Annotated in this window: 20 protein-coding genes; 7 read left to right on the top strand and 13 right to left on the bottom strand. The window is 71.4% G+C overall.

Translation table 11 applies throughout. The features are described from left to right. The first annotated feature begins 176 nt into the window (after nt 1-176). Nucleotides 177-449 carry a hypothetical protein gene (locus STBA_RS09790; RefSeq protein ID WP_077058874.1) on the top strand — a complete coding sequence of 91 codons (273 nt, stop codon included), beginning with the start codon at nt 177-179 and terminating at the stop codon, nt 447-449. A 65-nt stretch (nt 450-514) separates the two neighbouring features. Next, on the top strand, nt 515-1858 hold the full coding sequence (locus STBA_RS09795) for an NAD(P)/FAD-dependent oxidoreductase (protein ID WP_077058875.1): 1344 nt from the start codon (nt 515-517) through the stop codon (nt 1856-1858). 76 nt (nt 1859-1934) lie between these two features. On the opposite strand, the gene STBA_RS09800 is transcribed toward STBA_RS09795, so the two are convergent. Further along, complete coding sequence (locus tag STBA_RS09800) at nt 1935-2705, bottom strand: AfsR/SARP family transcriptional regulator (RefSeq protein WP_077058876.1); 771 nt, start codon at nt 2703-2705, stop codon at nt 1935-1937. Between the two features lie 737 nt (nt 2706-3442). Between STBA_RS09800 and STBA_RS09805 the strand changes: the two genes are divergently transcribed. Together STBA_RS09805 and STBA_RS09810 are read left to right on the top strand one after the other, a co-directional pair. Next, nucleotides 3443-4315, top strand: coding sequence for a histidine kinase (locus STBA_RS09805; RefSeq protein ID WP_107485017.1), 873 nt, complete (start codon nt 3443-3445; stop codon nt 4313-4315). A gap of 11 nt (nt 4316-4326) precedes the next feature. After that, nucleotides 4327-4941 (top strand): response regulator transcription factor, encoded by a 615-nt coding sequence (locus STBA_RS09810; RefSeq protein ID WP_077058878.1) that lies wholly within the window; start codon nt 4327-4329, stop codon nt 4939-4941. Here the strand turns inward: STBA_RS09810 and STBA_RS09815 are convergent. From STBA_RS09815 to STBA_RS09830, 4 genes are all read right to left on the bottom strand, one after another. Continuing rightward, the gene (locus STBA_RS09815; protein WP_077058879.1) at nt 4934-6685 is read right to left on the bottom strand and encodes a fatty acyl-AMP ligase; all 1752 of its coding nucleotides are present in this window, start codon (nt 6683-6685) and stop codon (nt 4934-4936) included. The two genes, STBA_RS09810 and STBA_RS09815, sit on opposite strands and share 8 nt — an antisense overlap. 113 nt (nt 6686-6798) lie before the next feature. Next, nucleotides 6799-7485: a hypothetical protein gene (locus STBA_RS09820; protein ID WP_077058880.1), complete on the bottom strand. Its 687-nt coding sequence runs from the start codon at nt 7483-7485 to the stop codon at nt 6799-6801. 266 nt (nt 7486-7751) lie between these two features. Beyond that, complete coding sequence (dgoD, locus tag STBA_RS09825; RefSeq protein WP_077058881.1) at nt 7752-8897, bottom strand: galactonate dehydratase; 1146 nt, start codon at nt 8895-8897, stop codon at nt 7752-7754. Then, nucleotides 8894-9196, bottom strand: a complete 303-nt coding sequence (locus STBA_RS09830; protein ID WP_290443775.1) for an FCD domain-containing protein — start codon at nt 9194-9196, stop codon at nt 8894-8896. The genes dgoD and STBA_RS09830 overlap by 4 nt, the downstream gene beginning before the upstream one ends. Nucleotides 9197-9524: 328 nt before the next feature. On the opposite strand from STBA_RS09830, the gene STBA_RS09835 reads away from it, so the two are divergent. Next, nucleotides 9525-12545, top strand: coding sequence for a CARDB domain-containing protein (locus STBA_RS09835; protein ID WP_077058882.1), 3021 nt, complete (start codon nt 9525-9527; stop codon nt 12543-12545). Nucleotides 12546-12613: 68 nt separating this feature from the next. On the opposite strand, the gene STBA_RS09840 is transcribed toward STBA_RS09835, so the two are convergent. The 4 genes from STBA_RS09840 to STBA_RS09855 form a co-directional block, all read right to left on the bottom strand. After that, nucleotides 12614-14338 carry an asparagine synthase-related protein gene (locus STBA_RS09840; RefSeq protein WP_077058883.1) on the bottom strand — a complete coding sequence of 575 codons (1725 nt, stop codon included), beginning with the start codon at nt 14336-14338 and terminating at the stop codon, nt 12614-12616. A 13-nt stretch (nt 14339-14351) separates the two neighbouring features. Further along, entirely contained in the window at nt 14352-14861 is a 510-nt protein-coding gene (locus STBA_RS09845) for a hypothetical protein (RefSeq protein ID WP_077058884.1), read from the bottom strand. Between the two features lie 66 nt (nt 14862-14927). Next, nucleotides 14928-15755, bottom strand: coding sequence for a hypothetical protein (locus STBA_RS09850; RefSeq protein ID WP_077058885.1), 828 nt, complete (start codon nt 15753-15755; stop codon nt 14928-14930). Then, a complete protein-coding gene (locus tag STBA_RS09855; protein WP_077058886.1) occupies nt 15752-16816 on the bottom strand; it encodes a hypothetical protein in 1065 nt (354 codons plus the stop codon). Before STBA_RS09855 ends, STBA_RS09850 begins: the two co-directional genes overlap by 4 nt. A 171-nt stretch (nt 16817-16987) precedes the next feature. Here STBA_RS09855 and STBA_RS09860 point away from each other — a divergent pair, with 171 nt between their 5' ends. Then, nucleotides 16988-17707 carry a hypothetical protein gene (locus STBA_RS09860; protein ID WP_077058887.1) on the top strand — a complete coding sequence of 240 codons (720 nt, stop codon included), beginning with the start codon at nt 16988-16990 and terminating at the stop codon, nt 17705-17707. A 38-nt stretch (nt 17708-17745) separates the two neighbouring features. Here the strand turns inward: STBA_RS09860 and STBA_RS09865 are convergent, their stop codons facing one another. The 3 genes from STBA_RS09865 to STBA_RS09875 all read right to left on the bottom strand — a co-directional run bounded on the left by STBA_RS09865 (nt 17746) and on the right by STBA_RS09875 (nt 21389). Further along, entirely contained in the window at nt 17746-18321 is a 576-nt protein-coding gene (locus STBA_RS09865; protein ID WP_077058888.1) for a TerD family protein, read from the bottom strand. Nucleotides 18322-18461: 140 nt separating this feature from the next. Continuing rightward, nucleotides 18462-19892: an FAD-dependent oxidoreductase gene (locus tag STBA_RS09870; protein ID WP_077058889.1), complete on the bottom strand. Its 1431-nt coding sequence runs from the start codon at nt 19890-19892 to the stop codon at nt 18462-18464. 321 nt (nt 19893-20213) lie between these two features. Beyond that, nucleotides 20214-21389: an acyl-CoA dehydrogenase family protein gene (locus STBA_RS09875; RefSeq protein WP_077058890.1), complete on the bottom strand. Its 1176-nt coding sequence runs from the start codon at nt 21387-21389 to the stop codon at nt 20214-20216. 168 nt (nt 21390-21557) lie between these two features. Between STBA_RS09875 and STBA_RS09880 the strand changes: the two genes are divergently transcribed. Continuing rightward, nucleotides 21558-22175 (top strand): TetR/AcrR family transcriptional regulator, encoded by a 618-nt coding sequence (locus STBA_RS09880; protein ID WP_077058891.1) that lies wholly within the window; start codon nt 21558-21560, stop codon nt 22173-22175. A 51-nt stretch (nt 22176-22226) separates the two neighbouring features. Here the strand turns inward: STBA_RS09880 and STBA_RS09885 are convergent, their stop codons facing one another. Continuing rightward, nucleotides 22227-23099: an NAD(P)-binding domain-containing protein gene (locus tag STBA_RS09885; RefSeq protein ID WP_077058892.1), complete on the bottom strand. Its 873-nt coding sequence runs from the start codon at nt 23097-23099 to the stop codon at nt 22227-22229. Nucleotides 23100-23153: the final 54 nt, after the last annotated feature.

Here is a 23153-nt window from a genome sequence, read left to right on the forward strand (position 1 = left end):
CCTCCCCGTGGTTACGCGCCAATGCCGGACGTTGCTCCAAGGCCGTTTGCGAGGACTGCGCGAGCCGCGTTCGCACCTCCTGAGCGAAAGACGAGCCGTACTCCAGTGCGCTGGCGCACCCTCGTTCTCGTCGAGCACTGCATCGGCGCTCCTCGTCCGACCTACAGGAGAAATCAGTGACGGCGACAGACCGCGAAACGATCTACAAGGCCATCAGCACCTACGTCCAGGACACGTTCCTCGGCGAGGGCGACATCCCGGAGCTGACGGCCGAGTCCCCCCTGCTGGAGTGGGGAGTGCTCACCTCGATGAACACCTCTCTGCTGCTCGCCTTCATCAGGAACGAACTCAACGTGGTGGTCCCGCCGACTCACCTCACCGGGCAGCATTTCGCCAATCTGCGGAGCATCACGGACACGGTGTACGACGTGTCCCGCCAGCCCGCCTGATCCCGCCCCGGCCGCACTCGGCCTTTCCTGACAAGACGACCGAAACCAGAAGTGGAGAGTGTGTCGTGGACGCAGAGTTCGATATCGGTATCATCGGGGGTGGCCCGGCCGGCGCAACGGCCGCCTCCTACCTGGCCAAGGCGGGATTGTCGGTTGCCGTCTTCGAGGCGGAGAACTTTCCCCGGGACCACGTGGGCGAATCCCTGGTGCCCGCCACCACTCCCGTGCTGCTGGACATCGGCGCCATGGAAAAGGTCGAGGCCGCCGGCTTCCCGAAGAAGTTCGGCGCGGCGTGGACGTCCGCCGAGCAGCGCGACATCGACCACATGGGCTTCCGCGGGCTGACGCACGACTTCAGGGCGGCGGAAATCCTGTTCAGCGAGCGGGATCAGAAGGGAGTCGACCGCGACTACACGTTCCACGTGGACCGCAGCAAGTTCGACCAGATCCTGCTGAAGCACGCCGAGAGCCTGGGCGCGAAGGTGTTCCAGGGTGTGCGCGCGGGCAAGGTCGACTTCTCGGGCGAGCACCCGCAGATCGAGGTGAAGATCGCCGGGCGCAGCACGCAGGTCCCGGTGCGGATGGTCGTGGACGCGAGCGGCCGCCGCACGCACCTGGGCTCGCAGGAGAAGTTCAAGATCGCGGACCCGGTGTTCAACCAGTATGCCGTGCACACCTGGTTCGACGGTCTGGACCGCAAGGCCCTGGCGGTCAACAAGGACCAGGCGGACTACATCTTCATCCACTTCCTGCCGGTCACGGACACGTGGGTCTGGCAGATCCCGATCACCGACACGGTCACCTCGGTCGGTGTGGTGAGCCAGAAGAGCCGGTTCAAGACCTACGGCGGCGACCGGGAGAAGTTCTTCTGGGACACCATCGCCAGCCGCCCCGAACTGCTCGACGTGCTCAAGAACTCCGAGCAGGTCAAGCCGCTGAAGACCGAGGGCGACTACAGCTACGGCATGAAGCAGATCGCCGGTGACAAGTTCGTACTCATCGGTGACGCGGCCCGCTTCGTCGACCCGATCTTCTCCAGTGGCGTCAGCGTGGCGCTCAACAGCGCGCGGATCGCCTGCCAGGACATCATCGCGGCGGCGGAGAAGGGCGACTTCTCCCGGGCGCAGTTCTCCTCGTACGAGGCGAAGCTGCGCCGCGGCGTGCGCAACTGGTACGAGTTCATCTCCATCTACTACCGCCTGAACATCCTGTTCACGGCGTTCGTCCAGGACGACCGGTACCGGCTCGACGTGCTGAAGATGCTTCAGGGCGACGTGTACGACGACGAGGAGCCGAAGGCGCTCGCCGCGATGCGGGAGATCGTCGAGGCCGTGGAGAAGGACCCGAACCACCTGTGGCACCCGTACCTGGGCGACCTCAAGGCCCCCTCGGCCGCGCCGAGTTTCTAACGGCAGGCGGCACCGCACGCACGTCAGGGCCGGCCCACGGGGGCCGGCCCTGACGTGCGTGCGGGTGGCCGCCGGCTCAGCCGACGGGGCGGCCGGTGAGGACGGCCTGCTGGATGCGCTGGAGTTTGGGCGAGGGTTCGAGACCCAGCTCCCGCACCAGGGAGCCCCGCAGCCGCTGGTACGCCTCCAGCGCCCGCCAGGGGTTGCCGGCGCGGTGGAGCGCGAGCATCAGCTGGGCGCAGAAGTTTTCGTGCAGGGGCTGCTGCGCCGCAAGGACACGGAGTTCGGGTATGAGTTCGGCGTGGCGGCCGATGCGCAGGTCGGCCTCGATGCGCCGCTCCAGCGTGGACATGCGGCGCTCCTCCAGGCGCAGCACTTCGAGTTCGAGCGCGCTGCCGACCCGGACGTCGACGAGGGCAGGGCCGCGCCACAGGTCCAGGGCCTGACCGTAGAGACGGGAAGCGGCATGGGCGTCGCCGGCCTCGGTGGCGTGGCGGCCGGACTCGACGAGCTGATCGAACTCGACGAAGTCCAGGGTGCCGGGCTGTACGTGGAGGACGTAGGCGCCGTGTCGGGTCTCCAGGACGTCCTTGGCCTGGCGCGAGCTGTCGTGGATCAGGGACCCGGCGATTTTGCGGCGGAGCTGGAGGATGTAGGTCTGGAGCGTCGTGGCGGCGCTGCGCGGGATGGACTCGCCCCACAACTCCTGCATGAGCGTGGACACGGTCACGACCCGGTCGGCGTGCAGCGCCAGCAGGGCGAGTAACTGCCGGGGCTTGGCCGCGCTCGGCACGATCGACACCCCGTGGTCATGAGCAGTGAACGGTCCCAGTATATTGATCTCCATCTGTGCCTCTCCCTCATCTGCGACGACCCCCGATCGGTCGGCACGGCAACCCGAGCGATCCCGGAGCCTGGCAGACACGGCGCCTGACTCCCAGTGACACGTTCATCCCGCGGGGCATGAAGTTCTCACGCCAAGTGCGTGTCCGGGGCACTGCCGGTCGATGACACGGCGCGGGAGACTCGTGGGTCGCCCCCGCGCCCCCCGAGGCCCGTTCACCCTCGGTTCACCTTGCCGCTCCGCCGTGCACAGAATAGGGGGGCCCAGAATGCGCCGCGCCACCCGTTTGCCCGGCATTTCACGCCTTACCCTCTGGGCCACTCCGCATATCTTCATATAATCTGAAGCGGCCATTGGTCACCTTGAGGAGCGCCTGGATGGCAGGCAATTTATGGGGCCCGGACAGAGGACCTCCTGGAACGCACAGCCGCGGGCCGCACGAGTCCGGCGGGCCGTCGGCGCGCCGCAACGTCCTGGCGTTTCGCCTGGCACGGACCGTCACGCTGCTGGTTGTCGGCGGGTGCTGCTCGCTCGCGGTCCTGGAAGTGCTGCACCGTGTCCCGCCGCCGGTCAGGGCCGCACTCTGGCCGACTTTCCTCTCGGGCATTTCAGCGATCCAGTATGCGCACAGGACGTTCACTTCTGCCTCCAGGAGCCCGGGAAGGCGAGCGGTAACGACCGGTATCCGCGCCGTTCTGACCGCCGTTCTGCTGTTCCACTTCGAGGCGGGCTGGGCCCATATGGCCGCGCCCCTCGCCGGTTCGGTACTGCTCGTCCTTCCGGCGCCGTTCGCCGCGGCGGGCCTGCCGCCCTCCGCCGTGGGCCTCGCCACGGTGGGCACGGCGGTGGGCGGGCTCGTCCTGCACGGCCTGGCCCGGCCCACCGCCCTGATCCGACGGGCGCACCTGGCCACGACGGAACTGCTGCGGTCCCGCCTCGCCGGGGAACGGCGGCGCTTCGCGCGGGATGTCCATGACCTGCTCGGCTACAGCGTCTCCGCGATCACGCTCAAGGCGGAACCCGCGCCGCGGCTGACGGACGCCAGACCCGAACGAGCCCGCGCGGAGATCGTCTCGCTCCTCGACGTCAGCCGCCGCGCCCTGTCCGACGTCAGGTCGGTGGCGCACGGCTACCGCACCCTGTCGCTGGCGCACGAGGCGTCCATGGCCCACATGATCCTCGCCGCCGGGATCGAGGCCGGGGTCGAGGCCGGGATCGATGTCGAGCGGTGCGGCCGCCCGCCGCCCGAGGTGGACGCGCTGCTGGCGACGGCCCTGCGCGAGGGCGTCACCAACGTACTCGGGCACAGCGACGCGCGGCATTGCCGCACCACTGCCGACCGCCAGCAGGGCACGGTTCGGCTGGAGTTGACGAACGACGGCGTCGCACCGGCGAACGGCGCGACCGCGTCGGCGGGCCACGGAACCGGGAACCTGACCGCCCGGTTCACCGCCGCCCGCGGGCGCGTCCACGCCGGGGCGACCGGCGGATTCTTCCGCCTGACCACCGAGGTACCGGCGCCCGCCCGGTGGCCGGCGGCCGCCCGCGCAGGGCAGGAGGGAACGTCCGCGGCAGGCCCGCGATCGATGTCAGGCACCACTGCGAACGAGTGACCGGGGGAATCATGCAACCAGTGAAGGTACTGCTGGCCGAAGACCTGTCCATGATCAGGGGTGCGCTGATCGCCCTGCTCGAACTCGAACCCGATCTGCGCGTCGTCACCTCGGTGGGACGGGGCGACGCGATCGTGCCGGCCGCCGTCCGTTCCCGGCCCGACGTGGCGATCATCGACATCGGCCTGCCCGGCGGCGACGGCATCACCGCCGCCGCGGCCCTCCACGAGCAGGTGCCGACCTGCCGGACTCTCATCCTCACCGCGCAGGGCCAGCCAGGAACGATCCGCCGGGCGCTCAGCACCCGGGTGTCCGGTCTGCTGCTCAAGGACGCGCCGCCGGAACAGCTGAGCAAGGCGGTGCGCGCGGTCGCCGCGGGCGGCCGGTTCATCGACCCCCAACTGGCGCTGTCCGCCTGGGACACGCAGGAGAATCCGCTGTCGCCCCGGGAACGCGAGGTGCTGCGGTTCGCCGCCCAGGGCGCGGACACCGACGAGATCGCGGGCTGCCTCTACCTGTCGGTCGGCACCGTGCGGAACTACCTCACCACCATCGTGACCAAGCTCAACGCGCGCAACCGCGTCGACGCCGTGCGCATCGCCACCCAGGCCGGCTGGCTCACCTGAGCGTCCGCTCCTGCGGCCCGGCCGCCTCCGGCACGCCGGGCAGCACCTCCTGGTGCAGCGGGCGCAGTTCACCCGCGAGAAACAGCCGCCGCATCGTGCCACGGCGCTGCTTGCCGCTGGTCGTCCTGCGCACCGTGCCGGTGCGCACCAGCAGCAGGGCCGCGGGCACCACGCCGAACTCGTGCGCCACCCGGTCCCGCACGGCGGCGGCGAGGCCGGCCAGGTCGAGCCGGTAGCGGTTCCCGGCCCGCACCTCCTGCACCACGACCAGCCGTTCCGGCTCGTCGTGCACGCCGAACGCCACGCAGGCGCCGAACGCATCGCTCACCTCCCGCACCGCGTCCTCCACGTCCTGCGGGTACAGATGGCGGCCGGCCACGGCGATCAGCTCCTTCAGCCGCCCCGTCACGAACAGTTCCCCGTCCGCGGCGACGCCCAGGTCGCCCGTCCGCAGCCAGCCCGCGCCCGCCCCCTCGGCCGAGCCGTGGAACGGGGCGGCCGCGGCGCCCGACCTGTTCCAGTAGCCCGCGGCCACGCCCTCGCCGCGCACCCACACCTCCCCCACCCGGCCCTCGGGGAGCACGCGCCCCGTCTCGGGCTCCACGACGAGCAGTTCGCCGTCCGCGGCGTCCGCCGGGCCGCAGCCGACCAGCGTGCGGGCGGGCGCGCCCGGCTCCGGGGCGCGCAGTTCGCCGCCCGCGAGCGCCGCGGGGTCCGCGCGCCGGGTGCGGCGGGCGCCGCGCGCCGCACCGGTGACCAGCAGCGTGGCCTCGGCCAGCCCGTAACAGGGCGTCAGCGCGGCGGCGCGGAACCCGGCGGGCGCGAAACGTTCGGCGAAGGCCCGCAGGGTGCGTTCGCGCACCGGCTCCCCGCCGCTGACCGCGATCTCCCAGCCGGACAGGTCCAGTTGCGACAGCTCCGCGTCGGTGACCCGGCGGGCGCACTGTTCGTAGGCGAAGTCGGGGGCGCCGCTCACGGCGATGCCGTGGTCGCCGATCGCCCGCAGCCAGGCGGCCGGGCTCCGCAGGAACGCCGCGGGCGGCATCAGCACGGCGGTGGCGCCGAGCCACAGCGGGTGCAGGAACTGGCCGATCAGGCCGAGGTCGTGGTAGAGCGGCAGCCAGCCGCCGAGCCGCGTGCCGGGTGCGGTGCCCAGCGTGCGGGCGATGGCGCGCTGGTTCGCCAGCAGGTTCCCGTGGGTCACCATCACGCCGCGCGGCTCGCGGGTGGAACCCGAGGTGTACTGGAGGAGGGCGACGGAGTCGGGCCGCAGGTCCGGCATCCGCCAGTCGCCCGCGTCCGGCACCGCGTCCACCGGCAGACAGGGAACGTGGCCGCGGCCGACTTCGGCCAGCAGCTGGGACACGACGGCGGCATCGGCACGACTGGTGAGGGCCACGCCGACCGCGGCGTCGCGGGCGATGGCCGCGGCCCGCCGCGCGTGGGCCCGCCGGTCGCCAGGCCAGGGCGCGGGCACGGCGATCGCCCCGGCGTACAGGCAGGCGAGGACTCCGGCCACGAACGGGCCGGGGGACGAACAGAGCACGAGCACCCGCTCACCCGCGGCCCCGCGGTCGCGCAGCCACGCCGCGAGGCGTTGCGCCAGCGCGTCGAGACCGGCGTAGTCGAGGACGTGCGGAGCGGCCGGGCCGGCATCGTCGCCCAGCAGGAGCACGGCGTCCCGGCCGGGCGCCTCGGCGACCCGTTTCCTGACGTGCTCGGTGAAACTACGAGAACCGGTCACGCTTCCCCCAGTGTCCAGAAACCGCCGCCAGAAGCGGCGGAATTCCCATGCTGGGGAAATCTACCGAGCGTCTCTCGAACAGGACTCAACTATTCCCGGAGCCGCCGCCCCGCCTACCGCGTCGGCACCACGCCCCCCGGGCACCAGTGCCGAAGCCGGGCCTGCGACCCGCCTTTCTCGGCAATACACTGAGCGACGTCCGCCTCCACATCCGCAACCTCCGTGATATCCGCGGTCATTTCGCGGTAGGAGGAGGAACGCAGCACCTGGTCGAACAGGCGGCTGTCCTCGCCCCATTCCAGAGTGATGTAGTCCCGCGGCGAGAGGAAAGAACGAAGAACGCGGACGCCGCTCGGGCCGCCATGGCGGGCGAGATGATCGGCGCGCCGCCACAGCCGCTCCTCGAAGGCGCCCGCACGCCCGTGCGCGCGGTACCCGCTGACGACGGCGCACGCGGCCGAGAGCTGCCCCGAGGCCCCGTCGCTGCGCACCTCTCCCAAACATTCCGCCTGGTCGGCACGGGTGTCGACGAGGGTGCCCACCTCCGCGGCCTGCCGCAGGATCGTCTCGTCGTGCACGGTCTCGACGAACGCGCCGAGTGTGCGCCAGAAGCCGAAGTGGATGTAATTACCCGGCTGATCAACCGACCGGAATGTCGTCATGAGGTCCACGTTTCCACGGCGCCCCACACAACCTATGTGCTCGAGGAACTGCTGCTCGAACAGACGCGCGTCCTGTTTGACCGCGAAGCGGTTTACAACGACAACGGGCCCGCTGAGGTCGCGGGCTATTCGCATCATGGAAATCCTTCGGGCGAGGGCTCTCTGGGAGCTACGCTGCGGGCGGACCCGGTCCGCCCCGGTCACACCCAGCCGCCGAGTGTCGCTCGACTTCGAGCGGCCCGTACGTGCCGGTTTACGCAAGGCTACTCCTCAGTTAAGTGAGAAGTACAGCCCTCAACGTCGCACGCACGGCCCCGAGGTGATGCGATTCGTGAATGCCGCCGCCCTCAATTCGCCGCCCGCCAGGACCGGAACTAGGCCCTGCCCGGCCGTTGCCCGGCCGGTCACCACTCGGCGAATGAGCCGTCGTTGTGGCGCCAGACCGGGTTGCGCCAGGCATGGCCGGTGCGGTCCGCGGCCCGCACGGCGGCCTCGTCGACGGTGATACCGAGGCCGGGCAGGTCGGAACGGACGGCGTGCCCGTCCTGGAAGCGGAACGGCTCGGGGTCGACGACGTAGGAGAGGAGATCGGCGTCCTTGTTGTAGTGGATGCCCAGACTCTGCTCCTGGATGAGGAAGTTGGGGGTGGCGAAGTCGACCTGGAGGCTGGCCGCCAGGGCGATGGGCCCGAGCGGGCAGTGCGGCGCGAGCTGCGCGCCGAACGTCTCGGCGAGCGTGGCGATGCGCCTGGTCTCGGAGATGCCACCGGCGTGGGAGAGGTCGGGCTGGGCGACGGCCACCCCGGCCTGGAGGACCGGCAGGAAGCCGCCGCGGTCGAAGATGCGTTCACCGGTGGCGATGGGCACCGGGCCGGCGGCCACGAGTCCCGGCAGCAGGTGCCCCTGGTCGGGCAGCACCGGTTCCTCGACGAACAGCGGGTGCAGCGGGGCGAGTTCGGCCAGGAGACGGCGGGCGCCCGCGGCCGTGAACCGCCCGTGGCAGTCCACCGCGACGTCCCGGTCCTGGCCCAGGACCTCGCGGGCGGTGGCCACGCGCCGCACGACCGCGGATATCTCCGCGGCGGTGGGGTGCGGTGAGATGCGGCCCGACGCGTTCATCTTGACGGCGGTGAAGCCCGCCTCGGCCAGCGCGGCGACCTGCTCGGCCAGCTCGCCCGGGTCGTCGCCGCCGACCCAGCCGTAGACGCGGGCGCGCTCCCGCACGGGGCCGCCGAGCAACGCGTGGACGGGCGCGCCGTAGTGCCGGCCGGCCAGGTCCCACAGCGCCTGGTCGATCCCGGCGACGGCGCTGGACAGGACGGGGCCGCCGCGGTAGAAGCCGCCCTTGGTGAGTACCTGCCAGTGGTCCTCGATGCGCAGCGGGTCCTGGCCGACCAGGTACTCGGCGAGCACCTCTACGGCGGCGCGCACCGCTTCGGCGCGGCCCTCGACGACGGGCTCGCCCCAGCCGACGGTGCCGTCGTCGGTCTCGACGCGGCAGAACAGCCAGCGCGGCGGGACCATGAACGTCTCGATGCGGGTGATCTTCATGTGCGGAGTCCTTTCCTGACCTCGTCGAGGTCGCGAACGGATTGGGCGAGCAGGGTGCGCATGGCGGCCTCGGCCGCGCCCGGGTCCCGGTCGCGTACGGCGTCGAGCACGGCCAGGTGACCCGGCACGGGGCGGCCGGCGTGCGCCGAGCCGCGGACGATCCGGTCGCGTTCGGCGAGGCCGGACTCGATGACGACCTTCATGCGTTCCAGCAGCTCGTTGTGGGTGGCGGCGAGGAGGGCGCGGTGGAAGGCGAGGTCCGCGCGTACGGCCTCGGCGGGGCCTTCGGCCGCGGCCATGGCGCGATCCGGCCGCCGAGGATGCGGTGGGCGATGGCCTCGACGGTCTGCCCGTGGACTTCCCCGGCATGCGTGCGGCGTCATGCACCGAAGCCTTGCGGGCGGGAGGGGACCCCGTCAAGGAAAATTAGTAATTAATACGGCCCCTACTCGGCCGGACAAGCATGCCGAAACCGTTGACAAACCCATGACACGCTTGAAAACTCTCTCATCAAGTCGCAAGAGTTCAACTTCCTCACGCAAATCTTGGCACGCTTATTGCAACTTCCCGGCGGGCCCCTGGTCGGCCTGCCGCAGTCCCCCCGTTCACAGGGAACAGAGGACACCCATGACATGGAAGCAACACGGCAGACGGCTGCTCGCCGCCTGCCTGCCGGCCGGCCTGCTCGCTGTCGGACTCCTGCCCGCCCCCGCCTCCGCCGCGGCCGCCACCGATCTGGCCGCGGGCCGGCCGATCGAGGCGTCCTCCACGACGCAGTCGTACATCGCCGCCAACGCCAATGACGGAGACGTCACCACCTACTGGGAGTCCAACGGCTTCCCGTCCACGCTGACCGTGGACCTCGGCACCGACGCCGACCTCTCCGCCGTCGTCGTCAAGCTCAACCCCGACCCGATCTGGGGACCGCGCACCCAGAACGTCCAGGTCCTCGGCCGCGCGCAGGGCGAGGCCGGCTTCACACCGCTCACGGACCGCGCCGACCACGCCTTCGGCCCGGCCGCGAACCGGAACACGGTGACCATTCCCGTCGACGGGCGGGCCGCCGACGTGCGGCTCACATTCCACGGCAACACCGGCGCCCCCGGCGGCCAGGTGGCGGAACTCCAGGTCATCGGCACCCCGGCGCCCAATCCCGACCTGACCGTCACCGACCTGACCTGGACACCCGCCTCACCCGTGGACGGCGACGAGGTCACGGTGAACGCGACGGTGGCGAACGAGGGTTCCGCGGACGCCGCGGCGACCACCGTGGACGTCCGGGTCGGCGGCACCGTCGCGGGCAGCGCGCCGGTGGGCGCGCTCGGCGCGGGCGAATCGGCCACGGTCCGGGTGCCCGTCGGTGCGCTGTCCGAGGGCAGCCACGGCGTCGCGGCCACGGTCGACCCGGACGACGAGATCGCCGAACAGGACAACGCCAACAACGACTTCACCGCACCCGACCGCCTGGAGGTCGGCGTGCGCCCCGGGCCCGACCTCCAGGTCCTCGGCCTCACCACGAGCCCGCAGAACCCGGCGGTCGGCGCGGAGGTCACGTTCACCGCCGAGGTACGCAACCGCGGCACCAGCGACGTCACCGCCGCCACGGTCACCCGGCTGACGACGGCCGGCACCACGCTGAACGCCCCCACCCCGCCGGTCGGCGCGGGCGAGACGGTCACCGTGGCCTTCGACGGCAGCTGGACCGCGGTCGACGGCGGGGCCGACTTCACCGCCACCGCGGACGCCACCGAGGCCGTGGCGGAGACCAACGAGGCCAACAACACCCTCGGCCACGCCCTCGTGGTGGGGCGTGGTGCGTCGTTGCCGTTTGTGGAGTATGAGGCGGAGGCGGGGGTGTTCGAGGGGACGTTGGTGGAGGCGGATGCTGAGCGGACGTTCGGGCACACGAATTTCGGCACGGAGTCCTCGGGGCGTGCGTCGGTGCGGCTGGATGCGACGGGTGAATTCGTGGAGTTCACCTCGGTGAACGCGACGAACTCGATCGTGGTGCGCAACTCGATCCCGGACGCGCCGGGGGGCGGGGGGCAGGAGGCGAGTCTGAGTCTGTATGCGGACGGGGAGTTCGTGCAGAAGCTGACGCTGTCCTCGCGGCACAGCTGGCTGTACGGGAACACCGATGACCCGGAGGGGCTGACGAACACCCCGCAGGGCGACGCGCGGCGGCTGTTCGATGAGTCCCATGCGCTGCTGGCCGGCAGCTACCCGGCCGGGACGACGTTCCGCCTCCAGCGGGACGCGGATGACACCGCGGAGTTCTACTACGTGGACCTGATCGATCTGGAGGAGGTGGCGGCGCCACTGCCGCAGCCGGCCGGGTGCACCTCGATCACGGAGTTCGGCGCGGTGCCCGACGATGGCCTGGATGACACCGCGGCGATCCAGGCGGCGGTGACGGCCGATCAGGAGGGGGAGATCGACTGTGTGTGGGTGCCGGCCGGGCAGTGGCGCCAGGAGCAGAAGATCCTCACGGACGACCCGCTGGACCGCGGCCCGCACAACCAGGTCGGTATCCGGGATGTGACCCTGCGCGGGGCGGGGATGTGGCACTCCCAGTTCTACACGCTGACCCCGCCGCACGAGGCCGGGGGGATCAACCATCCGCACGAGGGGAACTTCGGGTTCGACATCGACGCGAACACGCAGATCTCCGATATCGCGATCTTCGGCTCGGGCACGATCCGCGGCGGGGACGGCGGCGCGGAGGGCGGGGTCGGGCTCAACGGCCGCTTCGGTGAGGGCACCCGCATCGCCAATGTGTGGATCGAGCACGCGAACGTCGGGGTGTGGGCCGGGCGCGACCACAGCAACATCCCCGAGCTGTGGGGGCCGGCCGACGGCCTTCAGTTCTCCGGTATGCGCATCCGCAACACCTACGCCGACGGTATCAACTTCACCAACGGCACCAGCAACTCCCAGGTGACCGACTCGCACCTCCGCACCACGGGCGATGACGCGCTGGCGGTGTGGGCCAGCCGCTACGTGGCAGACCCCGGCACCGACATCGGGCACGGCAACACCTTCGCGAACAACACCGTCCAGCTGCCCTGGCGGGCCAACGGCATCGCGATCTACGGCGGATACGGCAACACCATCGAGAACAACGTCATCTCCGACACGATGAACTATCCCGGGATCATGCTGGCCACCGACCACGACCCGCTGCCGTTCTCCGGGCAGACACTGATCGCGAACAACGAACTCCACCGCTGCGGCGGCGCGTTCTGGGGCGAGGCACAGGAGTTCGGCGCGATCACCCTCTTCGCCGCCGCCCAGGACATCCCCGGCGTCACCATCCGCGACACCGACATCCACGACTCCACCTACGACGGCATCCAGTTCAAAACCGGCGGCGGCGCCGTCCCCGACGCACAGATCACCAACGTCACCATCGACCGCTCCAACCACGGCTCCGGCATCCTGGCCATGGCCGGCGCCCGCGGCAACGCCACCCTCACCGACGTCACCATCACCAACTCCGCCCAAGGCGACATCCACATCGAACCCGGCTCCCCATTCACGATCACCCACGACCCGGCGGTGTCCGGCTCCGACCGGCCCGCCGCGTGGGCGCCCGGCGGCACCGCCGCCGCGGCCCCCGCGGGCCGGCAGGCCCGCCGGGCGGCCTGACCCGCGCACCGCCCGGCAGCCCGTGCCCCGGCCGACCGCCGGGGCACGGGCCCGCCGTTCGGGCGCGCTCAGGCGCCCACGTCGAAAGACCGCAGCCACAGCTCCAGCGTGAGAACGAGCCACAGCTTGCCGCCCTGGCGCGGCAGCAGCGTTCCCTCGCGGCGCAGCCACCTGCGCAGGGTGTCCTCACGGAACAGGCCGCGGGCGCGGGCGGCCCGGCCGAGCAGCAGGTCGTGGCCCAGGTCCCGCAGCGGCCCGTCCAGCCACTGCTGCACCGGGACCCTCATGCCGCTCTTGGGCCGGTCCACGATCGTGGCGGGCAGCAGGTCCCGCACGGCCTCCTTCAGAATCCACTTCTCCGTGGTGCCCGACAGCTTCTGCCGCGGCGGCACCCGGAAGGCGTGGTCGATCACCGCCCGGTCGAACAGCGGAGCGCGGCCCTCAAGTCCCGTGGCGGCGGTGATGCGTTCCACCTTGGTGAGGATGTGGTGGGCGCCCTTGGTCCGCAGGTTGGCGTGCAGCAGCTGGTTCAGCAGGCCGGTCATGCGGCCCTGCCGCAGATAGGGCGCGACGGCCTCCGCGGGCTCCGGCGCGTCGGCGAGCCGGGCGAGCGCGTCCGCGGTCAGCAGCACCGGCAGGTCACCGTGGCACTTGCGGTAGGAGTCGATGTAGGCCCGCGCCCGCGCGCCGGGCGAGGCGTCCTCGCGGTGCAGCTCGTGAATCAGCATCGGCAGGTTCTTCGGGCCGCCGAACACCGGGTCGCCGCCCTCGCCGTTGAGCACCACGTCCGCCCCGTCGGCCGAAACCGCCTCGGCGAGCAGCAGGTTGGGCACGGTCAGCGGGTCGCCGACGGGGCTGTCGAGCAGCGCGACCGTCTCCGGCAGCCGGGCCGCGACCGCGGCGCCCGGCACGGTCAGCACCCGGTGTTCCGTGCCGCAGTGGGCGGCGACCAGGCCCGAGTAGGCCAGCTCGTCCTGGGTGTCCCCGCCGAAGCCGATGGAGTAGGAGCGCACCGGCGCATCGTGCAGCCGGGCGGCGAGCGCCGTGACCAGGCTGCTGTCGACGCCGCCGGACAGCAGCACCGCGACCGGCCCGGCGGCGGGCAGCCGCCGCGCCGTGGCGTCTTCGAGCAGTGCGCGCAGGCGTGCGGCGTGCTCCGCGGGCGGCAGCTCCTCGACGTCCTCGGCCGGCTCCCAGAACGTCTCCTCGGTCCGGGTGCCGTCGGCCCGCAGCCGCAGGCAGCGCCCGGGCGGCAGCTCGTGGACGCCGCGCAGCAGCGTCTCCCGGCCGGGCAGGTAGGCGAACGTGAGGAACGACCGCACCGCGGGCAGGTGCAGCCCGGTGCGCAGACCCGGCCAGCGGCCGAGCGCGCGCAGCGAGGTCGACGCGGCCCAGGCGGTGCCCGCGCGCGCCGTGAACAGAGTGCGCGCGCCCACGTGGTCGCGGATGAGGACCAGCTCGTCGCCGTCGGCGACGGCCAGCGCGAACATGCCGTCGGCCGCGGCCAGTCCGGCGGTGCCGAGCTTGGCGTAGCAGTGCAGCAGCAGTTCGCCGTCCGGGCAGTCCCGCGGCACGGCGCCCGCGCCGAGCCGGGCGCGCAGCTCGGGCGCGTTGAACAGCGTGACCTCGCCCACCGCCGTCAGCCCCGCCGCCCGGAAGGGGCCGGTGGCCGTGCCCGGACCGTCGAGCAGCCCCAGCGCCTGCCGCCCGGCGGCCGTCACGGAACGGCCGCCCGCCGCGGCGAGCAGCCCGGCCGCGCCCTCCGCGGCCAGGCAGGCACCCCATCGCGCCACGTTCCCCTCCCCCTCAGCCGAAATCGTCCTCGGCGCCGCCCGCGTCGCCCCAGTCGCCGTAACCGGCGTCCTCGCCACCCTCGCCGCCCTCGCCGCCGCCCGCCCCGCCCACCTGCGCCTCGGCCTCCCGCCGGAGCTCCTCCTCCTCGTCCGGCGAGAGGAAGGCCGGCGGCGCGAGGACCGCGCCGACCAGGGCGCCGCCCGCGACGGCGGCGAGCACGGTGCCCATACGCCCGCCCAGCGACGTCCTGTTCACCGTCAGCACGCCGTTGCTCCACAGCGTGCGGCCGTAGCCGCCCTCCCGGCCGTACAGCACCCGGCCGTTGTCGAAGGTCCGTTTGACGAGATCACGGCCGAGCGGCTCGTCGGTGCCCGCGTCGCCCCTGTCGTCGCGCCACCTGACCTCGCCGCGGCTGCCGCGGCTGCGCCACTCCTGACGGCCGTCGGAGTACCGGCGGTGCACGGAACGGTCGGCCAGCAGTTCGTCCGTGTAGGTCGTCTCCTGCGTGTGCGGCTGCGACACTGCCTCTCATTCCGTTTCTTCAGGTGAGTGGTGTGAGCGGTGTGAGCGGTGCGGGCCCGGCGTTGCTCATGCGGCGGGCCAGCTGAGGAAGCCGACTTCGCGCGCGCGGCGCAGCCCGGCGGGCGGCGGCCTGCGCCTGATCTCGCGGACCAGCCGGTGAACGGTGCGCAGCAGGGCCGCCGGGCGGACCGCGGCCACCTCGACGGCGCGCCCGCGGCCGAGCCAGCGGCGCTCCCACGGGTCGGCCGGGGTGTCCGCGGCGGCGGCACCGGCCGCGGCAGAACCGCGCGGGCGGTGCGGCAGGTGCAGCGCGCCGGCCTGCCGCGGGCGCAGCCCGATCGGCACGACCCCGACCCCGTCGGGGACTCCGGCGAGGCCGGCGGCGTGCGCGGCGAAGGCGAGCCCGGCGGGCGAGGCGTCGTGCAGCACGTACACCGTGGCCCGTTCTGCCTGGGTGAGCATCGTGGACACACCCGGGTCGAGGGGCAGTTCGCCCGCGCCGTAGACGGGGCAGGCGGACTCCATCGGCAGCCCGTTGGCCCGCAGCATGCGGGCGATGTCGTCCGACTCGCACACCAGCAGCCGCGGCAGCCCGTAGTCGAACAGGTCGGGCTCCGGCGTGTGGTGCCCGGCCGGCCGGCGGGTGGGCGGCGCGGCGGGCGGCAGCAGCCCCGGCAGGTCGCCGGCGCGGCGCAGCGCGGCCGAGAACGCGGCGGTGCGTACGGGCGGTCCGGTGCTGAACGGGAGGCGGCGCGGCGCGCGGTGCCAGGGGCGCAGCCCGCGGCACAGCTCGTAGTACAGCTGTCGCTCGGTGAACCGGAGGCCGCCGGGGTCCGCGGCCCGCTCGGCGGCGGCGCGCAGCGCGCGCTCAAGCAGGGCGTGCCGCGGGCTCACGCCGCCTCCGGCCAGGTGAGGAAGCCGAGTTGCCTGGCCTCGCGCCGGGCCGGGTCGGCGGCTTCCGCCGCACGCTCCGCCGCGCGCCCGGCCGCACGGTCGACCGCGGCGAGCAGCTTGGCGGGCGGCACCGCGGCCACCGGCGACCACCAGCCGTCGGCCACCCACGCCACCTCTGCCTCCGTCAGCCGCGCGGGCGAGGTGCGCAGGGCCTGGATCTGGGCCGCCAACTCGGCGGCACGCAGGGGTCTGGTGCGCAGCAGGACGGCTCTGGCCCGGTCCCTGTGCATCACGGAACGCGGCAACAGGCCGACGCCCTGGGCCCGTTCGCCCAGTGCGGCACGGGCCGCGGCGAAGAGGGCAAGACCGTCGGCGCCCGCGTCGTGCAGCACGAGCACCGGAACGTCCTGCGGGACCTCGTCGAGGCGGGCGGCCAGGGCCATGCGGTGCCGCTCCTGAACGCCGTTCGCGGCGAGGCAGGCCAGCACCGCGCGGTCGGGGCACAGCAGCGCCAGCGCGGGCGCCCGGACGGGGGTGGGCGCGACCCGGGTCTCGTCCACGCAGCCGGCCGGCAGCGCGCCGTAGACCTGCTGCCACCGCACCAGCTCGGTGCCGCGGAAGTCGTGGAGCTGCATCGGCACCTCGACCCGCCCCCAGCGCCTGGCCTTCCGGCGGCCGGTCACGACCGAGATCACGGCCAGCACGAGCAGCGCCAGGGCGATGAGGAGGGCGATGACGAACGCGTCGGAGCCGAAGTCGGTGGCGGCGCCGGTGATCAGCACGGCGACGGTGAGCATGCCGAACGCGACCGGCAGACAGCCCTCGTAGTCGTGGTCCACCGCGGGTATGCGCCCGCGCGCCGCGGCGTACCAGAGCTGCGGAACGGTGTAGGTGTGCCGCCCCTCCGCCCCGAGCCGCCCGGCGAGCCGGTGCACGCGGACGTCGTGGAGCTGCAACGGGTTTTCCTTGGGTTCGAGCGCGAACGGCCGCTTGCAGGACGAGCACGTCCGGTCGGTGCGCTCGGTGCGTTTCAGCTCCGTCTTGCAGCGCGGGCAGATCATGCGGTCCCCCCTTGTTCCGCGATGTGCCGGGGCGATCGTACACGAGCAACGCGCGGCACGGGAGATGCCCGCGGGGCCCGGCAACCGCGCTGTTAGCATCCGGGAGTAATTCCGCCGCGCCGTGACCGCGCCTTATCGCCCGGGGAGTTGGCCGTTTTGTCGAATGAGCGAATGAAAGTCAGCGCCGACGCGGAGAACGAGGTGCACGACGTCGTGGGTTTCACCGATGCCGCGCGGTGCGTCGTGACGCCGGTGCTCGAACTCCCGGCGGACGCGGCGCTGGCCGTCGTCGGCGCGTTCGCGCGGCTGGTGCGGAACGCGAAGTCAAGTGCTGCGGCCACGACTCCGGACGGCGACGGGATCGTGCGCTCCCAGACGTTCGAGGAGGGCGACGTCTACATGCTGGAGTCGCCTTTCGACGACTTCTTCGCGGACCGCTACCTCATGGATTTCTACAACGTGGCGGAACGGGACTTGTGTTCGCGTATGCACGTCCACACCGGTTTGCGCTTCGTGCGCATGATGACGGGCCCTGATACGAGAATCCGGGTGAGCAGTCTTTCGCCGTTCGACGTGCGGAACGTTCCCGGGGTGACGCCTTTTCTTCCCCGCATGTTCGAGGACGCGTTGCCCGACGCGCCGCCCGGGGCCGCGCGCACCCGGTACAACCTCGTGGTGCCGCCCTGTTCCTTCGTCGACGTGCAGATACCGCGGGGCGTCAGCCACCAGTTCAACGCGGTCGGCGAGCACGCGGTGATCGACTCGGTGCACCCGGAGGAGTCCATCGAGACCTTCCGGGAACGGATGTCGGGCTTCCGGATGATGGCGCAGACGGTGTTCCTCGCGGCGGAACTGCCGTCGGCGGCCAGCTGTTCCGACCTGCCGGAGTGAGCCGCGCGCCGCCCGGGGCGGGCGGCGCGCGGCGGGCGTCAGAGCGCGACGCCGAAGTCCTGCGCGATGCCCGCGAGGCCCGCGGCGTAGCCCTGGCCGACGGCGCGGAACTTCCAGTCCGCGCCGCTGCGGTACAGCTCGCCGAAGACCATGGCGGTCTCGGTGGCGGCGTCCTCGCTGAGGTCGTAGCGGGCGATCTCGGTGCCGCCGGCCTGGTTGACGATGCGGATGTAGGCGTTCCGCACCTGGCCGAAGTTCTGCTTGCGGGAGTCGGCGTCGTAGATCGACACCGGGAAGACGATCTTGTCGATGTCCGCGGGGAGCGCGGCCAGGTTGACGTTGATCTGCTCGTCGTCGCCCTGGCCCTCGCCGGTGCGGTTGTCGCCGGCGTGGACGATCGTCTGGTCCGGCGTCTGCTTGTTGTTGAAGAACACGAAGTGGCTGTCCGAGTACACCTTGCCGTTCGCGTTCACGGCGATGGCGCTGGCGTCCAGGTCGAAGTCGGTGCCCGTGGTGACGCGCACGTCCCAGCCGAGGCCGACGACGACGGCGGTCAGGCCGGGGGCCTCCTTGGTGAGCGAGACATTTCCGCCTTTGGACAGCGATACGGCCATGAGGTCTCCTTGGGCTCTGGGTGCCGGTCGGACCCGGCACCGGACAGGACTGCTCCCCAAATTACGGCACCGCCCCGGCGCGACGCGGACCGGCCGCCCGTCCCCGGCCGCCCACGGGGGCGGCCGGGGACGGCCGGGTGTCATGCCAGGGACAGCGCCTGCTGTGCCGCGCGCAGCCCGGACTCGACGGCGCCCTCGATGTAGGCACCGTGCCAGCCCTGCGCGATGTCGGCGCCGGCGAACAGGATGCGCCCGTGCGGCTCCTCGATCTGCGGGAACAGGTCGAGCAGTTGGTTGGGCCTGCGCAGCCCCCAGCCGCCGCGGGACCAGGGGTCACGCCCCCAGTCCTGCGAGCGGTAGTCCAGGACGGAGGTGCCCGGCAGCAGCTGCTGTACGGCCTGCTGCACGGCAGCCGCGTCGCTCGTGTCGAGCGAAGGGCCGGGGAAGGCCACCATCAGGCGCCCCTCGTCCAGTTCCTGAGCGGACATCAGCATCGCGATCGGCGCGCCCTCCTCGGCCTGGACCGTCACAGCCTCCTTGTTGCTCACGTGGAGCCACATCTTTTTGGAGTGCGGAACGCCGATGCCGTCGCCGGCCGCAGCCGCTTGCGCCGGGGGCAGCCCCGGCTGGAAGGAGATGTGCTTCCACACGTTGGTCGGCGTGGCCACGACGACCACCGGCGCGGCGAAGGTGGCACCGCCGGTGGTCTCCACGGTGACCTGCCCACCGGACTCGGTAATACTGGTGACCGGAGAGTCGAAGCGCACGTCGGCCTGTGCGTCGGCGAGCATGGCGTCGAGCAGCGCGGTCATGCCGCCCGCCGGCTTGTCGGCCGTCGACAGGAAGCTACCGTAGGTGCCGCCGGCGAGCTGGAACCACTGCGCCATACCGGTGAGTGCGCCGATGGTACTCGGGCCGCCCGAGTACATCGAGGTCTCGCCGTTGAGCCGCATGAACTCGGTGGGCGAGAGCGCGATTTCGTCGAGCCGGTCGGCCAGGGACTTCCAGTCGACGCCCTCCAGCAGGTCCCTGCGGTACAGGGGCTCGGAGGGGCGCTCGAAGTAGTCGTCCGCGCCGGCGTAGAACTCGGCCCACAGCGGGCTGAGGACGGCGAGGGCTTCCGTCGGCGTCATGCTCTCGAAGCCGTTTTCGGACGGCAGCATCATCCGCTCGGGGGCCACGTCGATTTCCGTGGTGATGCCGTAGCGGCTCAGCTCCCGCTGAACCAGCACCTGCTGGGCTCCCACCCAGCCGCCGCCGACCTCGACCTGTGCACCGGCAAAGGTGTCGGTCCAGATACGGCCGCCGACCCGGTCGCGTGCTTCGAGGATTATGGAGCTCATTCCCTGGGCGGACAGCTCACGAGCCACTGTTCCACCTGCATAGCCTGCGCCTATGATGATGGCGTCCGCTATCTCGTCCCCCGCCGCATTCCTCCTCGTTGCGGCTCGGGCGATTCCGGCGGTCATTCCGGAGGCTGCCGTGGCGGCGGCGGTCGCACCGGCCGCCTTCAGCAGCGAGCGTCGCCCGACGCGCCATTGGGTTGCAGGTCTTGATGCACGAGAGTTCACGAAAGTTCCTTGTTGGTCGGCTGCCTTTCAGCGAACGGCCATGGACGGCGCCTTCGCTGTCCGGCGCAATCGGTTCGGACGCCGCGCTCCCCTCGGCGCGGTGTCGGGTAGGTTATTCAACTCCCATGAGCAGAGGCCCGGTTGGGCTTCTCTGGTTCCCGATGTGAGGGAACCCTCAAAGGAGGGTGTGGCCGTCGTGGTCGGCATGGGATACCGCCTCAGCGGACACGACACCGTTCGCACGGCGGCGGCTCCTTGCCGCGTTCCGCGCGAACGGCACCATGACCGAACGGGACCCGTTTCAGACTGCGGTCATGAGCCTCACAGGTAATCGGTCCCGGGTTCGAGTCCGAGGAGGACGCGCCCCTGGGCTTCCAGCGAGCCGATGGGGGCGAGCAGCCCGTGCAGCGAAAGCGCCAGGATGTCCCGGTGAATGCGCTGGAACTCCTTGCTCCGCGAAATGGCCGAGGCCGGGCTCAGCGCGGCGAGTTCGCCGACCGCCTCCTTCGTCGTCTGCACGATGTGGGCCACTTGGCCGCGTACCGTGGCCCGTTCCGCCAGCGTCAGGGGCTCGCCGCGGTCCGCGCGCCCCTGGATCGGCCGTAGGAACGACTCCTGAAGCGCCTCGCACGAGGCGATCTTGTTGGTGGCGACCGCCACCTGGATCTGGATGTGCGGATGCTGGTTCTGCTCCGCCCAGTTCGTGTAGGTGATGCCCTTCCCGGGGAGCGCCTGGGTGAACGCGTCGAGGGCGGCCCGGCCGAGGCCGGTGAACACCGAGGCCCCGCCCGCCAGAATGTAGCTGAGCAGGTGGTAGTTCCGGCCGTGCACCTCCGCATTCCAGCGGTTGCCGGTGGCCGCCTCGTACACCGCGGCGTCAACGACGCGGTGGGCCGGCACAAAGACGTCCTTCGCCGTGGAGGTGACGCTGCCGGTGCCGGCCGCGCCGAAGACATCCCAGTCGTCGCCCGTGGACAATGCGGATGTCGGGACCAGCGGGAACAGCTCCTCGGTCCGCCCGTCCGGGTACTCGGCGACCGCCGCGCACACGTTCCACTCCGCGCCTTTGACACCGGTGTTGAACCGCCAGGTGCCGGTGAGCAGGTAGCCGCCCTCGGTCGGCACCAGGGTACCGGATGGGGTGAAGCCGCCGGAGACGCGCACGCTTCCTCCGGCGAACACTTCGGCCTGGGCGCGGTCCGGGTAGAGGCTCGCCATCCAGGCGGTGGTCACCCAGACCATGGCGACCCACCCCGTGGAGCCGCAGTAGCGCGCGATCTCGGCAAGCAGCGCCGCCTGCCGTTCCACGGGCAGGTCGAGCCCGCCGTACCTCTGCGGCACGGCGGCGGAAAAGACTCCCGCCTCGTCGAGCAGCCTGACGTTTTCCTCGGGAATCCAGTTTTCGTTCTCGGCCGACAAGGCGTTGCTCCGAAGCACGGGCGCGACTTTGCGCACCGCATCGAGTGCCGCCATGAATTCCGCTTCGCGGACGGCCATCCCACTCTCCCTACGTGACGTTTCGGGTACCGGTGTCAGCGATGACGCAAAAGGGGGGTTCGAGAAGGCTAGCGAAGCGCCGCTCACTGGCTGGTAACTCCGTGGCAGGACAGGGCTGTCGCCTGCCGCGGCCCTCCGTTGCGGACGCGTGACTGCTAATCTCGTGGGATGGAGACAACGCCACTGCGTGCCCGGAAGCGGTCGGCGGCGGGCAAACCCGTAGTCGACACCCGCGAGCGCATCCTCCGGGCCGCCTCCCGCCTGATGCAGCGTCACGGATACGACGGCACCGGGATCAAGCAGATCTCCCAGGAGGCCGACGCGACGCTCGGCTCCGTCTACCATTTCTTCCCCGGCGGGAAGCAGCAGCTGGCGATCGAGGTGATCCACCGCGGTGCCCAGGAGTTCACCGACGAGCTGAACGCCGTGTTCGTCGCCGAGGAGGACCCGGGCTGCGGTATCACGTTGTTCACCCGGCTGCTCGCGGAAGGTCTGCGGGCCTCGGACTGGATGGACGGCTGCCCCGTGACGACCACCGCGCTCGGCACCCACGGCCGCCTCCCCGAGCTCCAGGCGGCGGCGGCCGAGGCGTTCGCCGGCTGGCGCGCGCTGGTCCACGACAAGCTGCGCGCCACGGGCTTCACCGAGCAGGATGCGCTGGCCCTGTCCCACACCGTGATCAGTACGGTCCAGGGTGCTGAGCTGACCGCCCAGGTTTCGCGGGTCGGCGATCCCCTGGATGCGGCGGGGGCCCATCTGGCCCGGCTGATCGCGAGTTACCGCTGAGGGATCGGCCGGGCCGCGCGTGGCCGACGACGAGGCGACCGTGCGGGGAGGTCAGGCCGAGGGCTTCTTCATGATTTCGAACAGGCTGGTGAAGCTGTCATTGGCGTGGCCCTCGGCGATGCCACGCTCGAAGACCTTCAGAACGGCCGCGGGCAGCGTGGCATCGACGCCGGCGTCGATGGCGGTCCGCACCACGTGGTCGACGCTGGCCACGCCCATGGGGAGCCGGTCGACGTCGCCCGGGTGCTCGCCCTCGTCGATGCGCGCGGTGTAGAAGCCGAAGAAGTCGGGCATCCCGGCGACGGTGCCGGAGACGTAGGGCAGCATGTCCTGCGCGGAGATGCCATTGGCGTTCGCCACGGCCAGGGCATGCAGCCAGGCGAGCGCGGTGGTCCAGAAGACGTCGAGCTGAAGCTGGTAGTACAGCGCCGCCAGGCCCTGGTCCTCACCGCGGTAGTCGGTGCCGGTGAGGACTTCGAGCACGCTCTTGTTCGCCTCGAAAACGGCCTTCGGACCGCTGTAGAAGGTGAACGTCTTCGGGTCGCCGATGCCGACGGGCGATGCCTGCACACCGCCCGTGAGGTACTGCGCACCGTACTCGGACGCCCAGGCCGCCGCAGCGCGGGCCTTGTCCGGGGTGTCCGAGCTGAGGTTGACGAGGGTTCTGCCGCTGAACGCGCCGGTGGCGTCGTCCAGGATCGCGTACATCGCCTCATAGTCGGTCAGGCTCAGGATGACAAGCTCGTTGGCGGACACCGCTTCGGCAGGGCTCGCGGCCAGGGTGGCGCCCTTGGCCACCAGGTCGTCGGCCTTGCTGGCGGTCCGGTTCCACACCGTCACCGCGTGGCCGTTGTCCAGGAACGTGCTGGCCATGGCGTGCCCCATCGGGCCGAGCCCGATGACCGTGACCGGCTGCTTCGACATAAGGACCCCTTGTTATAACTCACTGGATGGATCGCTCTATTGACAGGGAGGCTA

Source organism: Streptomyces sp. MP131-18 (assembly GCF_001984575.1).
In the GTDB taxonomy this organism is placed as follows: domain Bacteria; phylum Actinomycetota; class Actinomycetes; order Streptomycetales; family Streptomycetaceae; genus Streptomyces; species Streptomyces johnsoniae.